14 protein-coding genes are annotated in these 16,887 nt (G+C 62.0%); 11 read left to right on the top strand and 3 right to left on the bottom strand.

The genetic code is table 11. The annotated features are described in order from the left end of the window. The first annotated feature begins 16 nt into the window (after window positions 1–16). Both GYH35_RS08605 and GYH35_RS08600 read left to right on the top strand, forming a co-directional pair. On the top strand, window positions 17–2,419 hold the full coding sequence (locus GYH35_RS08605; RefSeq protein WP_161828179.1) for a TonB-dependent receptor: 2,403 nt from the start codon (window positions 17–19) through the stop codon (window positions 2,417–2,419). 17 nt (window positions 2,420–2,436) lie between these two features. Beyond that, window positions 2,437–3,378 (top strand): SMP-30/gluconolactonase/LRE family protein, encoded by a 942-nt coding sequence (locus GYH35_RS08600; RefSeq protein ID WP_161828178.1) that lies wholly within the window; start codon window positions 2,437–2,439, stop codon window positions 3,376–3,378. 23 nt (window positions 3,379–3,401) lie between these two features. On the opposite strand, the gene GYH35_RS08595 is transcribed toward GYH35_RS08600, so the two are convergent. Further along, a complete protein-coding gene (locus GYH35_RS08595) occupies window positions 3,402–4,868 on the bottom strand; it encodes a porin (protein WP_202624170.1) in 1,467 nt (488 codons plus the stop codon). Window positions 4,869–5,244: 376 nt separating this feature from the next. Here GYH35_RS08595 and GYH35_RS08590 point away from each other — a divergent pair, with 376 nt between their 5' ends. From GYH35_RS08590 to GYH35_RS08565, 6 genes are read left to right on the top strand one after another with little or no spacing between them, the layout of a single operon-like run. Continuing rightward, a complete protein-coding gene (locus GYH35_RS08590; RefSeq protein WP_161828177.1) occupies window positions 5,245–7,821 on the top strand; it encodes a TonB-dependent receptor plug domain-containing protein in 2,577 nt (858 codons plus the stop codon). Window positions 7,822–7,831: 10 nt separating this feature from the next. After that, the gene (locus tag GYH35_RS08585; RefSeq protein WP_161828176.1) at window positions 7,832–8,260 is read left to right on the top strand and encodes a DUF6152 family protein; all 429 of its coding nucleotides are present in this window, start codon (window positions 7,832–7,834) and stop codon (window positions 8,258–8,260) included. A gap of 8 nt (window positions 8,261–8,268) precedes the next feature. Beyond that, window positions 8,269–9,048 (top strand): hypothetical protein, encoded by a 780-nt coding sequence (locus GYH35_RS08580; RefSeq protein WP_202624169.1) that lies wholly within the window; start codon window positions 8,269–8,271, stop codon window positions 9,046–9,048. Window positions 9,049–9,059: 11 nt separating this feature from the next. After that, window positions 9,060–10,010 (top strand): hypothetical protein, encoded by a 951-nt coding sequence (locus GYH35_RS08575; protein WP_161828175.1) that lies wholly within the window; start codon window positions 9,060–9,062, stop codon window positions 10,008–10,010. An 18-nt stretch (window positions 10,011–10,028) separates the two neighbouring features. Continuing rightward, the gene (locus GYH35_RS08570; RefSeq protein ID WP_161814971.1) at window positions 10,029–10,532 is read left to right on the top strand and encodes a DUF6644 family protein; all 504 of its coding nucleotides are present in this window, start codon (window positions 10,029–10,031) and stop codon (window positions 10,530–10,532) included. Window position 10,533: 1 nt separating this feature from the next. Then, window positions 10,534–11,007 (top strand): DUF6644 family protein, encoded by a 474-nt coding sequence (locus GYH35_RS08565; RefSeq protein WP_161814972.1) that lies wholly within the window; start codon window positions 10,534–10,536, stop codon window positions 11,005–11,007. Window positions 11,008–11,010: 3 nt separating this feature from the next. On the opposite strand, the gene GYH35_RS08560 is transcribed toward GYH35_RS08565, so the two are convergent. Next, window positions 11,011–12,654 (bottom strand): GAF domain-containing sensor histidine kinase, encoded by a 1,644-nt coding sequence (locus GYH35_RS08560; RefSeq protein ID WP_161828174.1) that lies wholly within the window; start codon window positions 12,652–12,654, stop codon window positions 11,011–11,013. A 180-nt stretch (window positions 12,655–12,834) separates the two neighbouring features. Between GYH35_RS08560 and GYH35_RS08555 the strand changes: the two genes are divergently transcribed. Next, window positions 12,835–13,734 (top strand): ROK family protein, encoded by a 900-nt coding sequence (locus tag GYH35_RS08555; RefSeq protein ID WP_161828173.1) that lies wholly within the window; start codon window positions 12,835–12,837, stop codon window positions 13,732–13,734. Window positions 13,735–13,736: 2 nt separating this feature from the next. Here GYH35_RS08555 and GYH35_RS08550 read toward each other — a convergent pair whose 3' ends face one another. Beyond that, a complete protein-coding gene (locus tag GYH35_RS08550) occupies window positions 13,737–14,378 on the bottom strand; it encodes a glutathione S-transferase family protein (protein WP_161828172.1) in 642 nt (213 codons plus the stop codon). Between the two features lie 220 nt (window positions 14,379–14,598). Between GYH35_RS08550 and GYH35_RS08545 the strand changes: the two genes are divergently transcribed. Together GYH35_RS08545 and GYH35_RS08540 are read left to right on the top strand one after the other, a co-directional pair. Then, window positions 14,599–14,907: an STAS domain-containing protein gene (locus GYH35_RS08545; RefSeq protein WP_161828171.1), complete on the top strand. Its 309-nt coding sequence runs from the start codon at window positions 14,599–14,601 to the stop codon at window positions 14,905–14,907. Next, window positions 14,904–16,883 (top strand): chemotaxis protein CheA, encoded by a 1,980-nt coding sequence (locus GYH35_RS08540; protein ID WP_161828170.1) that lies wholly within the window; start codon window positions 14,904–14,906, stop codon window positions 16,881–16,883. The genes GYH35_RS08545 and GYH35_RS08540 overlap by 4 nt, the downstream gene beginning before the upstream one ends. The last annotated feature ends 4 nt before the right edge of the window (window positions 16,884–16,887 follow it).

Raw genomic sequence — 16,887 nt, 5'->3', positions numbered from 1 at the left:
CCTCAGGAGGGGCGCGATGCGGTCTCATCACATGAAACATTGGCTCGGGTTGGTCACGGCGCTGAGCGGCGGCGTGGCGTTGAATGTTGCTTCGTTCGCTCAGGACGCCAGCGGCGGGTCTGGCTTGGCCGATCGCGGGCTGGAAGAGGTGGTGGTCACCGCTCGCAATCGCTCCGAGCGCGCGCAGGAAGTGCCGATTCCCATCTCGGTCCTGAGTGGCGCCACGCTGGATCGCGATCGCACGTTCACCGTGGCCGAATTGAGCCAGCGAGCGCCCGGCCTGACTGCAACCACGCCGAACGCGCGCCGCTCCGGCATCTCGATTCGCGGCATCGGCAAGACCAGCGGCAACGACAACATGGAGCCTGCCGTCGGCGTGATCGTCGACGATGTGTTCCTGGGTCACGTCGGCATGACCTATCAGGACTTTACCGATCTGGAGCGCGTCGAAATCCTGCGCGGTCCGCAAGGCACCTTGCTCGGCAAGAACACGTCGCTGGGTGCGATCAAATACACCAGCCGCGCGCCATCCTTTTCTCCGCAAGCCAGTCTGGAACTCGAAGGCGGCCTGAGCACGGAGTCATATAAGGCGCGCGGCTCGTACTCCAATGCATTGATCGACGATCTGTTGGCGTTCCGTGCATCCGCCTTTGTCGACCGACAGGAAGGCGACATCGAGAATGTCGCCAACGGCGGGCATTGGCACGAGCGCAATCGCCATGGGGGTCGCGTGCAGTTTCTGCTGCAGCCGAGCAGTGCGCTGTCCGTAAAGCTGAATCTCGACGGCGCATTCACGCATGAGAACAGCAACACCAAACCGTTCATGGTCGATCCGACGACGCTGAACGACGGCTCGGTGCGCTCGACGACATACACGACGCGTCTGGCTCGCGATTACTTCGGTGGCTACACGCCCATCATCGGCTCGTGGGAGAAGATCGAGCTGGACATGGCGCGACCGCTGATCACAGATAACTACGGCGCGTCTGCCGTTGTGACTTGGAATGCAGGCGCGGTGGAGCTCACATCCGTCACCGCGGCGCGCTGGTTTCACTTCGACGCGAAGAACGATCAGGAACAGACCCGGTTTGCAGTCGCGCGCAGCGGCACGCTGGTGGATACGCGTCAGCTCTCGCAGGAGTTTCGTCTCACGGGCGCGATCAACGATCGCGTCGATTATCAGACAGGCATCTACCTGTTCAACATCGATACGGACACCACCAGCCGCAACACGTATGGCGCGGATGCCGGCGCGTTCTATGCCAGCGACTCGCAGTATCGCGCTCTGAATACGGCCGCGGGCCGACCGCTGCTGCAGGCATCGTTGCGCGACGTCTTCGCAGTGACCAATCAGAAGCCGGTGTCCGATAGCGCCGCCGTGTTCGGCCAGGTGAACTGGCATCTGACCGAGCGAGCCAGCGTGACGATCGGTCTGCGTCAGACCTGGGAATACAAGACCAACGTGGTCTATCGTCGCACGACGCTGCTCGATGGCTCGGCGCTGGTGTCGACCGGCAATGCGACCGCCGACGCGATCCGCTCGGCGCAGACGGGCGCCAACTACGGAACGATCGAAGGTACGCGCATCAAGGATGACTCGATCGCCTGGCTCATCAATCCCAGCTTCCAGTTGAGCGACGACGTGTTGTTGTATGCCTCGGCGAGTGCCGGCGAGAAATCCGGCGCGGTGGCGTTCGACAACAACGGCGGCATTGCGAACGTCGAGCCGGAGAAGTCGCTGAACTTCGAAACCGGCGTGAAGAGCCAATTCTTCGACGATCTGCTGACGCTGAACGTGAATGTCTACTACACCCGTGTGCGTGACTATCAGAACGTCACGAGCGAGCCGGATCCGACATCGCCCACCGGTTTCAGCTCCCGGCTCGGAAACATTCCGGAGATCCGGGCGGTCGGCACGGAGTTCGATGCGGCCTTTCGCGTGAGCGAGAACCTGCAGATCACAGCGGGCGGTGCGTACAACGAGGCGGAATACACAGACTGGTCGACCGCCACGTGCCCGCGCTCGTTCCCGTCATCGGTCGCGGTTTGCAACAACACCGGCCGGCAGATCGTCGGCGCGCCGCGCTGGACCGGCATTTTTGGCTTCGATTACCAGTTGCCGCTGGCGTCGGGCTTCGGTGCGCATTTCTTCGGCAACCATGTCTATCGCTCCAAGCACAACCTGGAGCAGTTGCTGTCGCCGTACGGCGAGCAGTCCGGCTACTCGCTCACGGATTTGGGCGCCGGCATCACGCACGAGACGGATTCGGCGAAGTACGAACTGAGCATCGTCGCGAAGAATGCGTTCGATACCAAGTACACGACCAGCGTCAACGACTTCAGCAACAGCGCACCGGTGGGCTACGACGGCATCGGCCCGCGTCGCTACGTCGGCGTGATCCTGCGCTCCAGCTTCTGATCGAACAGGGAACTCACATGAACAAGATTCGCTCCTGGCCGCTCGCCGGTTTATTGATTGCGCTCGGCGCACAAGCCGATGGACTGGTGACGCCCGCCATCGAAGGTGTCGTCGCGGGCGGCACACCAATCGTGCTCATCAAGGAAGGCTTCAAAGGCACGGAAGGGCCGATTGCGCTGCCTGACGGCTCGGTGGCGTTCACGGAAGGGCAGATCAATCAAATCACTCGCATCGCGCCTGACAACAGCATCTCGCCGTATCTGGAGAACTCCGGCGGTGCAAACGGCCTGGCGTTCAATGCCGCCGGTGAGCTCATCGCGGTTCAAACGACGAAGCCCGGCATCGCGGTGTTGGCGCCGGCGGCAAAGCAGCGAGTGCTCGTCGATCAATACGAGGGCAAGCCATTGAACCGTCCGAACGATCTGGTCGTCGACCAGCGCGGTGGCGTGTACTTCACCGATCCGGGTGCGCGCCCGGAACCGGGGCAGCCAGCGCCTCAAACGGCCGTTTATTACTTGCCACCCAAGGGCGCGCTCAAACGGCTTGCAACGGATGTCGGACGTCCCAATGGCATTCAGCTCAGCCCGGATGAGAAGACGCTCTACGTTGCCAACACCTTCGGGGATCACATCCTGGCCTATGACATCCAGAACGATGGCTCGGTCGGCAGGCGTCGAAACTTTGCCAAGCTCGACGGTGTGACTCAGACGGAAACCGGCGTCACGAGTGGCGCCGACGGTCTGGCAGTCGATGCGAAGGGACGCTTGTATGTGGCGTCTGCGGCCGGTGTGCAGGTGTTCGATTCAAAGGGTGCGGCGCTCGGCACGATTCCATTGCCGAAGGCTCCGCAGAATCTCGCCTTCGCAGGCGAAGGCAAGAAGACGCTCTATATCGTGGGTCGGGGCGCGGCTTATAAGATCGCCGTGCTCACCCCCGGCTTTGCCGGCCGGGTGAAGTAGTCGCACTGGCAAGAACGTCAAGCTCAGAAGTTGAGCTGCAATTGCAGGCGCAATGCGTCGGCCTCGAAACGTCGATAGTCGATGCGACCGGCCCGGTTGCCGGTCACCAGGTTGGTGCGGTTCATGCGATGGTAGACGGCCGCCAGTTCCAGGGGCGCCGCGATCTGCCACTCCACGCCGATCTCGAGATCGTTCACTTCGTTGAGCGGCGCGTTGTTCTCGGCCTTGCTGGCGCCGCCGAAATACTGCCATTTGACGAATGGCAGGAAGGTGCCGAAGCGATGGTCGAGCTTGTACATCGCCTGCACATAGCCGCCCTCGAGATCCTGTTCCACGATGCTATTGGTCGCGACGTCGAGCCCCGGCGTGGTGCCCCAGTTCCATTCGGCCTGTATGCCAAAGGGCTGCGGATACCAGATGGCGCTCACACCCACGCGCTCATCGTCGTAGCCGAATCTGAATTCATCGGCAATGGTTGGTGTGAGGCTCACGTCATCGGGCGCCCGGTAAGCCGCGGTGCTGGGAACGTATTCGCCGCTGTAGGCCTGTACGCCGGCTTCGAAGAACTGTCCGCCAGCGAACTTCCATGGATAGCTCACACGGGCGACGACGTGTTGATTGTCGTTGCGGTCACCGCGGTTTGCGCCCTGACCGTTGTACAGGCCCACGCCGAACATCCCGTAATTGCCACTGTGCTTGAGGCCGCGTTTGTTGATCTCATCGAAGCGGGCCTGCACACCTTTCGGTGTGAAGTAATAGAAGATGCCGAGATCGCGTTCGTCGCGCACCGCGCTGTTGAGCGCATCGGCGCGATCCAACGCCAGGCGGTTGGAACTCGATTGCAGATTCTCCCAACCGAAAGGCACTTTGGACTGACCGACGCGCAGCCGATGCACTCGGTCGGTGGTCAGATAAACATCTCCATAGGCATCACGCATCTGCGCGACATTGCCGGTGGTGCCGGCGCTGCTGGCGAAGTCGGGCTGGATGTAGAAGGACAGCCTGTCGCCGACATCGCCCTGGAAAACCAGGCGCGCGCGCCGAATCAGATAGTTCTTGTCGGCATCGCCGAGGGAATTCTGATCGCCGACCGAGCGGTCGGACCAAAGGTTGATGCCTTCGTCGCCGCCGAGCATCTCGGTGTAGCGGGTTTGCAGATAGCCGCGAATCTGAAAGCGGTCGTTGAAGGGACTCCGTGAAGAATCCGAGTTGCGTTCCTCGAGGGCGGCAACCTTTTGCTCGTTGCGTTCGAGCCTCTGTTCGAGCGGCTCGGCGGGCGCGTCGTTACCAGGCGCCTGCGCGGTCGCATCGGCTTCAGGCTCATCCACCGGCCGGAATTTTCCCAGCGGGACCCGCTTGGGGCCGGGCTCCGCATAGATCTGCTTGGTCTCGGTATCCATGAAGAGTTCCAGGCTCTCGGCGAAGCTCGACGGCGCAAAGGCGGCTGCGGCAATCGCGAGGGCGCGGGAGAACGGAGCCAATGTGTTCATCGATGCCTTCTATCAATCGCGGTGTGCACGCTCATTCTATGAAGGATTTGTTGCTCGATTGTTACGGTCTCAGGAAAGATTGCAGTGGCATGACAGGGGCCGTTCTCGAAGCACCGCTTGCGCGAGCGAGGCGCCAACAATCCAGTTCGAGCGATTCAAGCCCGTAACAGCCCTTGAGCCTTCGAGTTACGCGGCGGTCACAAGATCACGGCAAGGAAGGCGGCGGTCACTTTTCGCCGTGCTCCCGGTCGTGGCCAGGTTAGAAAGCGATCACATACGGTTCCATGCAATTCAAATAACGACACGGCATTTCGCCGCATGAGCGCGCGTCGCTAGATTGCGCCGCCTGTAGGTCTTTCGAGGAAGAATTGCCATCATGCGTCGCGTCCCTGCTGCGGCCTTTGTTTCTTTGTTGAGCCTTGGATCGATGTCGACCTTGCACGCACAGGATGTGGACGCAAATGGAGCAGGCACGGACGCCGGTGTAATCGACAGCATCGTGGTACTCGGCACTGCCCGTGAGAACACGACGGCTCTGACCAGCACGGCGCCCGTCGATGTCATCACGCCCGAACAGTTGCGACAGACCGGTGCGGTGACGGTCAATCAGGCGCTCTCGAAGCTGCATCCTTCTTTCAATTTCCCGCAGGGCCAGAACGCGGTGAAGGGGCAGGGCGTGCGCTCGGCGTCGCTGCGCGGCGTGGGGCCTGCGTACACACTGGTGCTCGTCAACGGCAAGCGTCGTCATCTGTCAGCTCAGCTCTCCGGCACGGATCCCTGGCCGGCGGCGCAGGTCGTCGACATCAACACCGTTCCGGTCAACGCGATCGAGCGTGTCGAAGTCCTGCGGGACGGTGCAGCCGCTCAGTACGGCTCCGACGCGATCGCCGGCGTCATCAACGTCGTGCTTCGCAAAGACTCGCAGGGCGCGGAGCTTGGCGGTCGCTACGGCGGATACAGCGATGGCGGCGGCGAAACGCATCAGCTGCTCGGCAATATCGCCACATCGCTCGGTGAAGACGGCTTCGTCAATGTCAGCATCGATCGCTTGAAGAACGACAACGTCGATCGCAGCGAGGCGGACTGGCGTCAGCTGTTCCCGAACGGCGATCCTCGCAATGAAACATTCAATAAGAAGTATGGCCAGTGGGGCCAATCCACGCGCGATAACTGGACCGCGCTGATCAATGCCGAGCTCGGCCTGAGCGACAGCGTGCGTGCCTATGGCTGGGCCAACTATGCCGACAAATCGGCGCTGAATTACGTCAATCCCGAGCGCATTGTCAAAGCGAACACGCGCGTCGCGAGCGCAACCGAGCCGACTCGCGTGTCCGAAACCGCGGTGATTCCGGTGTATCCGAATGGTTATCAACCGTTCATGACTTACGACGCCGAGGACGTCGCAGCCGTCGCTGGCGTGCGCTATGAGGGCGCGGCGCTCGGCGATCTCGATTTCGCGGTCTCGTTCGGCCAGAACGAGACGGGCCGCACCACCGAGAACACCATCAATCCGAGTTACGGTCCGGACAGCCCGACCAGGTTCTATCTCGGCTCGTGGAAGAGCCGCACGACCAGCGTGACCTTGGATTACACCAAGGATCTGAACATTCCGGGCCTACAGTCTTCGGTCGTGTCCTCGGGCGTGTTGTATCGACACGAGTACTGGGGTGTCGCGGATTTCGGCGATGCGGCCGGCTACACCAGCGGTCCGCTTGCGGGTCGCACGATCGCCTCGCTGTATGGCCCGGGCGGAATCTATAACCAGTACGCGTCGCTATTTCCGGGCGTGAACTTCGCGACCGACACCTCGGTGGTCGGGGCGACGGGCTCGTCGACCTCGGGCATCAATCCCATCGACGCAGGCTCGGTGACGCGCGACGTTTACGGCGGCTACGCCGGCCTCGACTTCACTGTGTTCGACAAGCTCGATCTGGGTTTGACGGCGCGCTTCGAGGACTATTCCGACTTCGGCAGCACGACCAACTATCGACTGACCGGCCGCTACGAGTTCATTCCAGCCGTGGCGTTGCGCGGCACGCTCAGCAGCGGCTTCCATGCGCCGAGCCTCGCGCAGCTGGGCAATCAGTCCACGGGTTACACGAGCACGTTCACCAACAACGGTACGAGCATTCTCACGCCGGGCCGCACGCGTTTGTTCCGTTCGGATGACGTGCAAGCCGCGGGCTTCGGCGCCAAGCCGCTCGATCCAGAAGAGTCGACGACGATCTCGCTGGGCCTGGTGCTGCGTCCGACGAGCACCAGCTCGGTAACCGTCGATGCTTATCAGCTCGACGTAGACGATGTCATCACGATCACGGACACCATCCAAGGCGCGACTGTCACGTCCGCGTTCAATGCGATTGGCCTGAATGGCTACACGCAGGCTACGTACTACTTGAACGCCTGGGATACGCGCACTCGCGGCGTCGATCTCGTGGGCCGGCAACAAATCAACTTCTCGGCCGGCACGCTCGACCTCACCGCGGCGGCAAGCTTCCTCGACACCGAAGTCGAAAGCGTGCATCGCTCCGTCAACGTAGGTGGAACGGACATTATCGTGATTGGCAACTCGCGTATCCGCGACGCCGAGACTGGCGTGCCGAAGAGCAAATACATCCTCAATGGCCGTTACAGCCAGGGCCCATGGTCGCTCGAGCTGACGGGGACGTACTACGACAGCTACACGTACAACGTCGGCAATGTACCGGGCCTCGCGACTCCGAACGGCAACATCGACCAGGAATTCTCGCCCGAGACGTATGTGGATGTGGGCTGCGATTACGAACTGCTGCAGGGGTTGCGCTTGAACCTGCTGGTGCAGAACGTGTTCAACAAGTACCCGGAGAAGTACGTCGACGGCAACCGCTCGAGCGGCATCAATCCGTACTCGTTCATTGCGCCCAACGGCGCGTCCGGCCGCTTCATCCAGGGCGGCGTGACCTTCACATTCTGATCGAAGCAGTATGAAAAACGCCAAAACGTTCTTATCCGTGCTCACTGCCGCTTATCTGCTGGCGGGATCGAGCCAGGTCGCCGCGCATCATGCCTTCGCGGCGGAGTTCGATGCCGACAAGCCGATCGACTTGAAAGGCAAGGTCACGAAGATCAAGTGGGTCAATCCGCATAGCTGGTTGTACTTCGATGTGACCGATGCGAAAGGCGCCGTGACCAACTGGGGTGTGGAGTTCGGCGCGCCGAATCAGCTGGCGAAGATCGGTTTGAAGAAGGCCGATGTCGCACCGGGCACCGAAGTTCACATCCGCGGGTATCTCGCGAAGAACGGCGGGCCATACGGCTATTCGGTCATCGTCAGGCTGCCGGATGGACGTGAGTTCCAGACCGGCGGCGCTCAAGACGCGCCGTCCGCGCGCACGGCGAGCGTGACTCGGTGAGAGCCACGATGACATCAACAAGTAAAGCGCGCCTAGCGGCGGTACTGATGGGTGGGTTGTTGGCCGCATCGTTGGCAACGGCCGCACCGAAGATTCCGCGACTGAAGAGCGGCAAGCCAGACTTCTCGGGCATTTGGGAAACGACCAGTGCGGCCGAATACGATCTGGAGCCGCACTCCGGTCGCGCCGACGCTCCGCCGAGCGCCGGCGTGATTGACGGAAAATACATTCCATACCTGCCCGCGGCCCTGGAGCAGAAGAAGAAAAACTTCGCCGCTCGCGGCGTCGAGGATCCGCGTTTGAAATGCTGGACGCTCGGCACGCCGCGCGGCATCTACTATCGCGAGCCGTTCCAGATCTTCCAGCGCGATCGCGATCTGACGCTGCTGTTCCAGTTCGGCCACTCGGTGCGGACCATTCACACCAATGGCACGTTGCATCCCGAGGTCACGGACAACGAATTTTATCTCGGCGATTCGCGCGGTCATTGGGAAGGCGACACGCTGGTCGTCGACGTGACCGACTTCAACACCGAAACCTGGCTGGACCGAGCCGGCAACTTCCATGGCCCGAAGCTGCATGTGGTCGAGCGTTGGCAGTTTCTCGACGAGAACACGCTCGAGTATCAGGCGACCCTGGAAGACCCCGACGTGTTCTCGCGCCCCTGGAGCTTGACGGTGCTGCTGAACCGGCACCGCGAGAAGGACTTCCAGTTAATCGAGAACTATTGCTTCACGCTCGGCTACGACAAGTTCTACCCGGTGCCGCAGCAGGGCACGACCGAATGATGGCTTACAGCATGAAGACGAATTGGTTGGTACAGATCGCAACGGCGGCGGCGTTGCTCGCTGGGACGCAGGCTCACGCGCAACAGCCGCCGCCGGGTGCGGGCATTCAACGCGAAAAGACCGTGACGCAACTCGAGCCGGGCCGATGGACCGGCAAGCGTCTGGCGGACGGGCAACCGGACGTGCAGGGGCATTGGTCGAACACCATCGCCAATCACAACAACTGGACCGATCCGCAAGGCGGCGTGCCAGGCGATCCGGGACGCAACGGTCCGCCAAAGACGCCGCGTTCCGAGCGAGCGCCCAGTCGTGTGAGCGATCCGGCGGACGGTGAGGTGCCATTCCAACCGTGGGCGCGCGCAGTTCAGCAGGACTTTCTGAAGTACTTCCACAACCCGATCAAGGAAGAGTACATCGAGCCGCTCGCGCGCTGCGCGCCGGCCGGTGTACCGAAGTCGTTCACGTGGCATGGCTATGAGATCCGGCAGTTCCCCGGTTACGTGCTGTTCCTGTTCAACTCCGGTACGCGCGTCATCCATCTGGATGGCAAGCCGCACCTGCCAGAGAACATCAAGCTGTGGAACGCCGACTCGCGCGGCCGCTGGGAAGGCAATACGCTGATCGTCGATGTGACGAACAACAACGCCAAGGCGCGCCTGGCTCGCACCGGCGAGTTCTTCAGTGAGAACGTGCACATCGAAGAGCGTTACATCTTCAACAGCGATGGCACTCGTTACAACTACGTGGCGACGATTACCGATCCGACCGTGTTTACGCGGCCGTGGACGGCGACCATTCCGGCGCGGCGCTTCTCGCTCCAGGACGAGCCCGATGGCTGGCACTACGAAGTGGCGCTCGCCAATCAACCGCCCGGCAAAGAGCCGTTGATCGAGCGCTATGAGCGCATCTGCGTCGAGAACAACGGACCGTTCGGCAACATCGCCGTGCTCGGCGCCAAATAACCCGCTCGGAAAGCTTTCATGTCTACGCTGTATGCATTGGCGGAGCAGATCGAGGCGTCGGCGATTGGCGTGGCCATCGCCGAGTCGCGTTATGCCTATCCCGTCATCGAGGGCATTCACCTCATCGGCTTGTCGATCTCGGTCGGTCTGATCTTTCTCACCGATCTGCGCCTGATGAATCTGTTCATGAAACGAGTGCCGGTGATCGACGTGCTGCGTCATCTGCGTCCGTACGTCATCGGAGGCTTCATCGCGGTGTTTGTCTCCGGCGGTCTGCTGTTTTGGTCCGCGGCGGCGCGAATGCTGGATAGCCCGGCGTTCGTTGCGAAGATGATCTTCATGCTCTTCGCCGGGCTCAATGCGCTGTATTTCGAGCTGGTGATCGCCCAGCGTGCGCCGGTGCAGGAGAGCCATACGGTCCTGCCTTCGAGTGTCGCCTACGCGGGCGTCGCTTCATTCGGGCTATGGACGCTGGTCGTGGTATGCGGCCGCTTGATTCCTTACCTGCCGACCTGGGGCTGACATGACGACGTTTGAAATCCTCTCCTGGCTGCAGGACAGCGCGCTGGCCCACGCGATCAGCAAGACCGATCACCTGGTCGGCGCCGGCCTGCAGATCGTTCATGTCATGGGGCTGGTCGCGCTGCTTGCGTCGCTGGTGCTGATCGGCCTGCACCTGGTCGGCCTGGCGTTCAAACAGCAGCCGTTGACGGATATTGCCAAGGAAGCCACGAAGCTGGTGTGGGTGGGCCTTGCGCTCACCGCACTGAGCGGCACGTTGATGTTCATCGCCACGCCGAAGCTGTATTTCTACAATCCGGCGTTCCGCCTGAAGATGATCCTGTTCTTCGTGGCCGTGCTCGTGCAGCTTGTATTGTTTCGCCAGACCGCGGCGCAGACATCCCCGACGCCGAGATTCGCCCGCGCCAGCGTCGGCATCTCGCTCGCCGCGTGGTTCAGCGTCGCGATGGCGGGACGGATGATCGGGTTTATCTAGGGTCTAAAGGATCGGCAGCTCGAAATAGAACGTCGAGCCGACGCCCACTTCGGTCTCGAAAGCCAGGACCCCGCCGTGATGCTGGATGATCGCGCGGCTGATGTTGAGGCCGAGGCCGGAGCCGCCCTTGCGGTTGGTCGCGGTCCAATTGGCCTGCGCGAACTTCTCGAAGATATCGCGGCGGAACTCTTCGGGAATGCCGTCACCCCGGTCCGTGACGTTGACCCGGATGCTTTGATCCGTGCGGGTGACGTGCACGTCGATGGTGCCGCCCGAAGGTGAGTGTTTGACCGCGTTCGAAATCAGATTCGCCAGCACTTGCATCAACCGATCGGCGTCGGCGTGCAGGAAGGCGCGGGGCAGGTCCGAGCGCACCTCGATCTTGACGTGATACTGATCGGCGTAGGGCCTGAGCTCCACGGCAGCCTGTGTCACCAGCTGATTCAGATCGATGTCGGTGCGACGATAGGCGAAGGCGCCCGACTCGATCTTTTCGATATCCAGAATGTCATTCACCAGGCGATGCAATCGATCGGCATTGCGATCGGCGAGGGCGGTCAACGCCTGAGCCTTGGGCGGCAATTCACCTGCAGCGCCGGCCGCAAGAATTCCCAGCGCGCCACGCAGCGCCGTCACCGGCGTGCGCAGCTCATGACTCACCATCGTCAGGAACTCGGCCTTGCCGCGCTCGATATTCTTGCGTTCGGTGATGTCCTGGATCTGCGAAATAAAATACAGCGGTCGCAACTTGTCCCACACGAGCGATACGCTCAACAGCGCCCACACGGCGTGGCCCGTCCGGTGCAGGTAACGCTTCTCCATTTGATAAGTGCGAATCTCGCGAGCCAGCATCCGCCGCACCAGCAGCAAGTCGGACTCCAGATCCTCGGGGTGCGTGATGGCTTGGAACGTAGTGCGAGTCAACTCATCGGCCGCGTAACCCAGCATGTCACACAAGGATTGATTCACACGCAGCCACTCGCCTTCGGGCGACACGAGCGCGATGCCGATGGGCGCGTTCTCATACGCTTCTCGAAACAGCGCTTCGCTGCGAGTCAAGGCTTGCATCGCTCCGCGCAGCGCGGCCGACGTGCGACGTTCTTCCATCAACGCCATGACCTGGCGTGACAAAGCGAGCAGGGCGTCCTTCTGATCGGGCGGGAGGTGTCGCGGCTCGCGATCGATGACGCACAATGCGCCGAGCGCATGACCGTCCGCGGACACAAGCGGCGCGCCTGCATAAAAGCGAATGTGTGGAGCGCCGGTGACCAATGGATTTGCAGAGAATCGATGGTCGAGCCGCGCATCGGCCACCGTGAAAACGTTGTCCGGCTCCAGGATGACATGCGCGCAGATCGCCAGGTCCCTCGGGGTCTCCGTGCCCTCCAACCCGATCTTGGATTTGAACCACTGCCGGTCTTCGTTGATCAGCGAGATCAACGCCATGGGCGTGCGACAGATCTGGGAGGCGAGCAGGGCGATGTCGTCGTAGCGCGCCTCCTGGCCACTGTCCATGATGTCGTAGGCCTGCAAGGCCAGCAGGCGAGACGCCTCGTTCGACGGAATCGGGGCACGCGCAGCGCCCGCCTCGGCAACGGCCACAGCGGAGGATTCGAGGCCGGTCGAGAGGGGACTTTCAGAAGACATGCTAGCTCTTCGGCCGTGGCAGCCGTGCCATGAGGGTCCAGACCTGCATGCATTGCTGAACTGAGAGGCCGTTCACCTCAAGTGAGGGATTGCCGAAGCGGCCTGAGTGATGCGGTTCACGCCGGGCTGAAAGGCTATATTGACGACATCAATAGAAACTCGATCGGGGAGCGGAACGCCTTGTTATACGGAGCCATCGAGGGCGGCGGAACCAAGTTCGTGTGCGCGGTCGGCACATCGTCGCAAGACGTGCTCGAGAGCGTGGTGCTGCCGACGGCGAGCGCGCCATCGACCCTGGCCGCGTGCGTGGAGTTTTTCAGCACAGCGGAACAGAAATTCGGGCCGATCGCGGCATTCGGCTTCGGCTGCTTCGGGCCCATCGATCTGCGTGCTCATGAGCCCAGTCATGGACGGATGCTGGCGACGCCGAAGGCCGGTTGGTCCGGTGTCGATCTGTTGAAGCCGCTGCAGTCGCGTTTCAATGCGCCCGTGTCGATCGATACGGACGTGTCAACCGCTGCATTGGCGGAGTGGCAGCTCGGGGCGGGACGTGGCTTGGGCTCGATTGCCTACGTCACCGTCGGCACCGGTATCGGCGGCGGCGTGGCGCCTCACGATCTGGGAATGCGTCGACTGATGCACGCCGAGATGGGGCATATTTTTGTGCGTCGAGACGCGCGAGAACAGGATTTTCCCGGCGTGTGTCCGTTTCATGGCGATTGTCTGGAAGGACTGGCGAGCGGCCCTGCGATCCAGGCGCGTTGGCGCAGCCAGCTCGATGCCCTGCCGCCTCACCACGAAGCGTGGTCCATCATCGGCGGCTATCTCGGACAACTGGTCGCCACGATTGCGCTGATGGTCTCCGTCGAGCGCGTTGTTTTCGGCGGCGGCGTGATGGCCAATGGCCTGCTACTTCCTCACATCCGGGCCGCGGCGGCGACTGCGCTCAAGGACTATCTCGAGCCGTTGAGTCAGCCCGGCGCCATCGATTCGTACATCTGCGGCCCACAGCTGGGAACGCGAGCCGGGATTGCCGGTGCGTTCCTGCTGGCCGAGCGAGCGCTTGCGTCGGCTGGTTGAGATCAACCGTTACCGGGCGGCACGTCGAACTGATACGCCGTGCGTTGCGCCGATGGGCGCGCCGCGAAGGATTTCCTGAAGGCTTCGAGATTCGAGTACTGCTCGACCGGCAGGGTCGGGCGAAAGTGCAGATGCTCGATCATGCAGAACAGGGAAGCCTCGAACATGCTCAACTGGCGCGAGGCAGGCAGCGCATTCAGCGCGTCCGACACGTGAGCATCCAGCCACGCCAGCGCGCCCGCATAGCCGAGGCGTGCCTTCTCGAAATAAAGGTTGTCTCCCGGCAGCTTGGCGATCGCGGTACCGAACACGATCTGCACCTGCGTGGTCATGCAATGCCAGACCAGTTCCTGGGCATTGCGCGAAACATTGCCGCGAAGTTGCTCCGGCCACACGATTGCGACTGATTTATGCGCGCGCTCGGCCATTGCACGGCAAATATTCTCAGTGCCGAACACGACCTCGTCGCCGACGCGCAGGATGGGCAGCTTCAGCGCGGGGTTGTTCGCATAGATCGTCGAGTCCTGCGCCGTCATGTCGTAGATCGGCACGACTTCGTACGACAAGCCGAGCTCCTCGGCGAAGAGGCGAGTGATGCGCGTGAAATGCGAGCTGCGTCGCCCGACGATTTGCAATGAGGTCATGTGAGTTCCGTGAACGGCTTCAACAACAAACTAACCCTACGACGGCCGCGATAGAAGAATCAATTACCGCAGCGGACGTGCAGCACAGTCGCACCGCGCTACTCAGGGCGATGTCTTATAGGCACCAGGGTGACCTGCCCGAAGGACATTCAGGGATTCTCCGCGCTTCATCCAACGCGCTTCCCGGCCGATACGTACCGTGGAGCCGAAGGACTATACGATGGACCTGGATCAAAAACTTTCGATGGGCGAGCTGCGAGTGGATGGCGAGATGACCATCTATCGCGCCAATGAAGTGGCGCAGACTTTGTTCGCCTCGGTGCGTGCGCATGCTGGCGATGTGAAGCTCGATCTGTCGGACGTGTCCGAGTTCGACACCGCCGGCTTGCAGCTGGTGTTGATGGCTCGCCGCATCGTGGAGGCGAACGGTCATCGTCTCGACCTGGTGCGGCCAAGCCAGTGCGTGGCCGAGGTGCTCGATCTCTGCAACGTCGCCCTGACGACCGACCCGACGCAGGCCGCAGCATGACCGACTCCGCACTGCCTACTTTCATCGCGGAAAGCCGCGAGTTGCTGCGCGAAATGGAAGCGGCCTTGCTCGAATGCGAGCAGGGGGAGACCGGCGCCGAAGCCGTCAACTCCATCTTCCGTGCGGCCCACACGATCAAAGGCTCGTCCGGCCTGTTCGGCCTGGACGGCATCGTCGCCTTCACTCATGTGGTCGAAAGCGTGTTGGATCGGGTACGCGCCAACACGCTGCAGATGGACCGCACGCTCGCTGCGATCCTGCTCGAATGCCGCGACCACATCGAACACCTGGTGAACGCCGTCGCCGACGGCAAATCCGACGACATCCAGCTCGCCACCAAGGGCGAGGGCTTGCTACAGAGGTTGACTGCGCGCGCAGGCGGAGTTGGCTCAGCAATGACGCATACAATTGCCACGACTCCGGTTGCGCCGGCCGCAGGCCGCGAGCACTGGCAGATCAATGTGCAGTTTCATACCGAGGTCCTGCGTAATGGCATGGACCCGCTGTCGTTCATCCGTTATCTCGGCACGCTCGGCGACATTGTCGCGCTGAAGTCGTTGACCGAGCGTCTGCCGGCCGTGGAAGAGTTCGATGCCGAGGCCTGCTATCTGGGCTTCGAGATCGAGCTGGCCAGCAGCGAGAGTCAAGAGCGCATCGAAGCGGCGTTCGAGTTCGTGCGCGAGGACTGCACTCTGCAGGTTCGTCCGCAAGCGCCGGCCGCCCAAGAAGTCGCAGCCGAGAAGCGCGAGGTCGACGCCAAAGAGAGCAAAGCCAGCAAGAGCAGCGACAGCCGCTCGCTGCGTGTCGATGGCGACAAGCTCGACAAGCTCATCGACCTGATCGGCGAGCTGGTGACGGCTGGAGCCACGACCACGATTACCGCTCGTAAAGCGGGACTTTCCGAATTGAATGAATCGACGCTGCGCCTCGCGCGCCTCGTCGAAGAAGTACGCGACCAGGCGCTCAAGCTGCGCATGGTGCAGATCGGCCCGACGTTCTCGCGCTTCCAGCGCATCGTGCGCGACGTGGCGCGTGAGATCGGCAAGGAGATCCGGCTCGAGATCGGCGGCGCCGAGACCGAGCTCGACAAGACCTTGATCGAGAGCATCACCGATCCGCTGACGCACCTGGTGCGCAATGCCATCGATCACGGCATTGAAACTGCCGAGGTCCGTCGGGCGCGGGGCAAGAACGTCGAAGGCGTGGTGCGCTTGGATGCGTATCACGACTCCGGCTCGGTCGTCATCGAAGTCGCCGACGACGGCGGCGGCTTGAAGCGTGAGCGCATCGTCGCCAAGGCGATCGAGCGCGGCCTGATCGCCGATGGCAGCTCGCTGACCGACAGCGAAGCGTTTGCGCTGATTTTCGAGCCGGGCTTCTCGACGGCGGAGCAGGTGACAAACCTGTCCGGCCGTGGCGTCGGCATGGACGTGGTCAAGCGCAACGTCAATGCGCTGCGCGGCACGGTCGAACTGGACAGCAAGGAAGGCGAGGGCACCACGGTGCGCATTCGCCTGCCGCTGACGCTCGCCATCATCGATGGCTTCCTGGTCGGCGTGGGCAACTCCTCCTTCGTGATTCCGTTGGAACTGGTCGAAGAGTGCGTCGAGCTCGGCGATGAGCATCGCTCGCCCGACGGCGACCAGCGTTACATCAATCTGCGCGGAGCGGTGCTGCCGTTCGTGCGACTGCGTGAAATGTTCTCCCTCCGATCATCTGCCTCGCGCCGCGAGAGCATCGTGGTGATCCGCTGCGCCGGCCAGCGCATCGGCATCGTCGTCGATGACCTGCTCGGCGAGATGCAGGCGGTGATCAAGCCCCTGTCACGGCTATTCAGCCGCATTCGGGGCATCGGCGGTTCGACCATCCTCGGGACGGGCCAGCTGGCGTTGATATTGGACGTGACCAGCCTACTCGATCTGTGTTTGAACACACGTCAGGCCCACACTGCGCCTCGCCGCGCACTCATGGACTGAATCC

It is taken from the genome of Steroidobacter agaridevorans (genome assembly GCF_009932555.1).
Taxonomy (GTDB): Bacteria; Pseudomonadota; Gammaproteobacteria; order Steroidobacterales; family Steroidobacteraceae; genus Steroidobacter; species Steroidobacter agaridevorans.
Note: the sequence above shows the minus strand (reverse complement) of the source record. Positions and strands in the feature narration are given on the sequence as shown.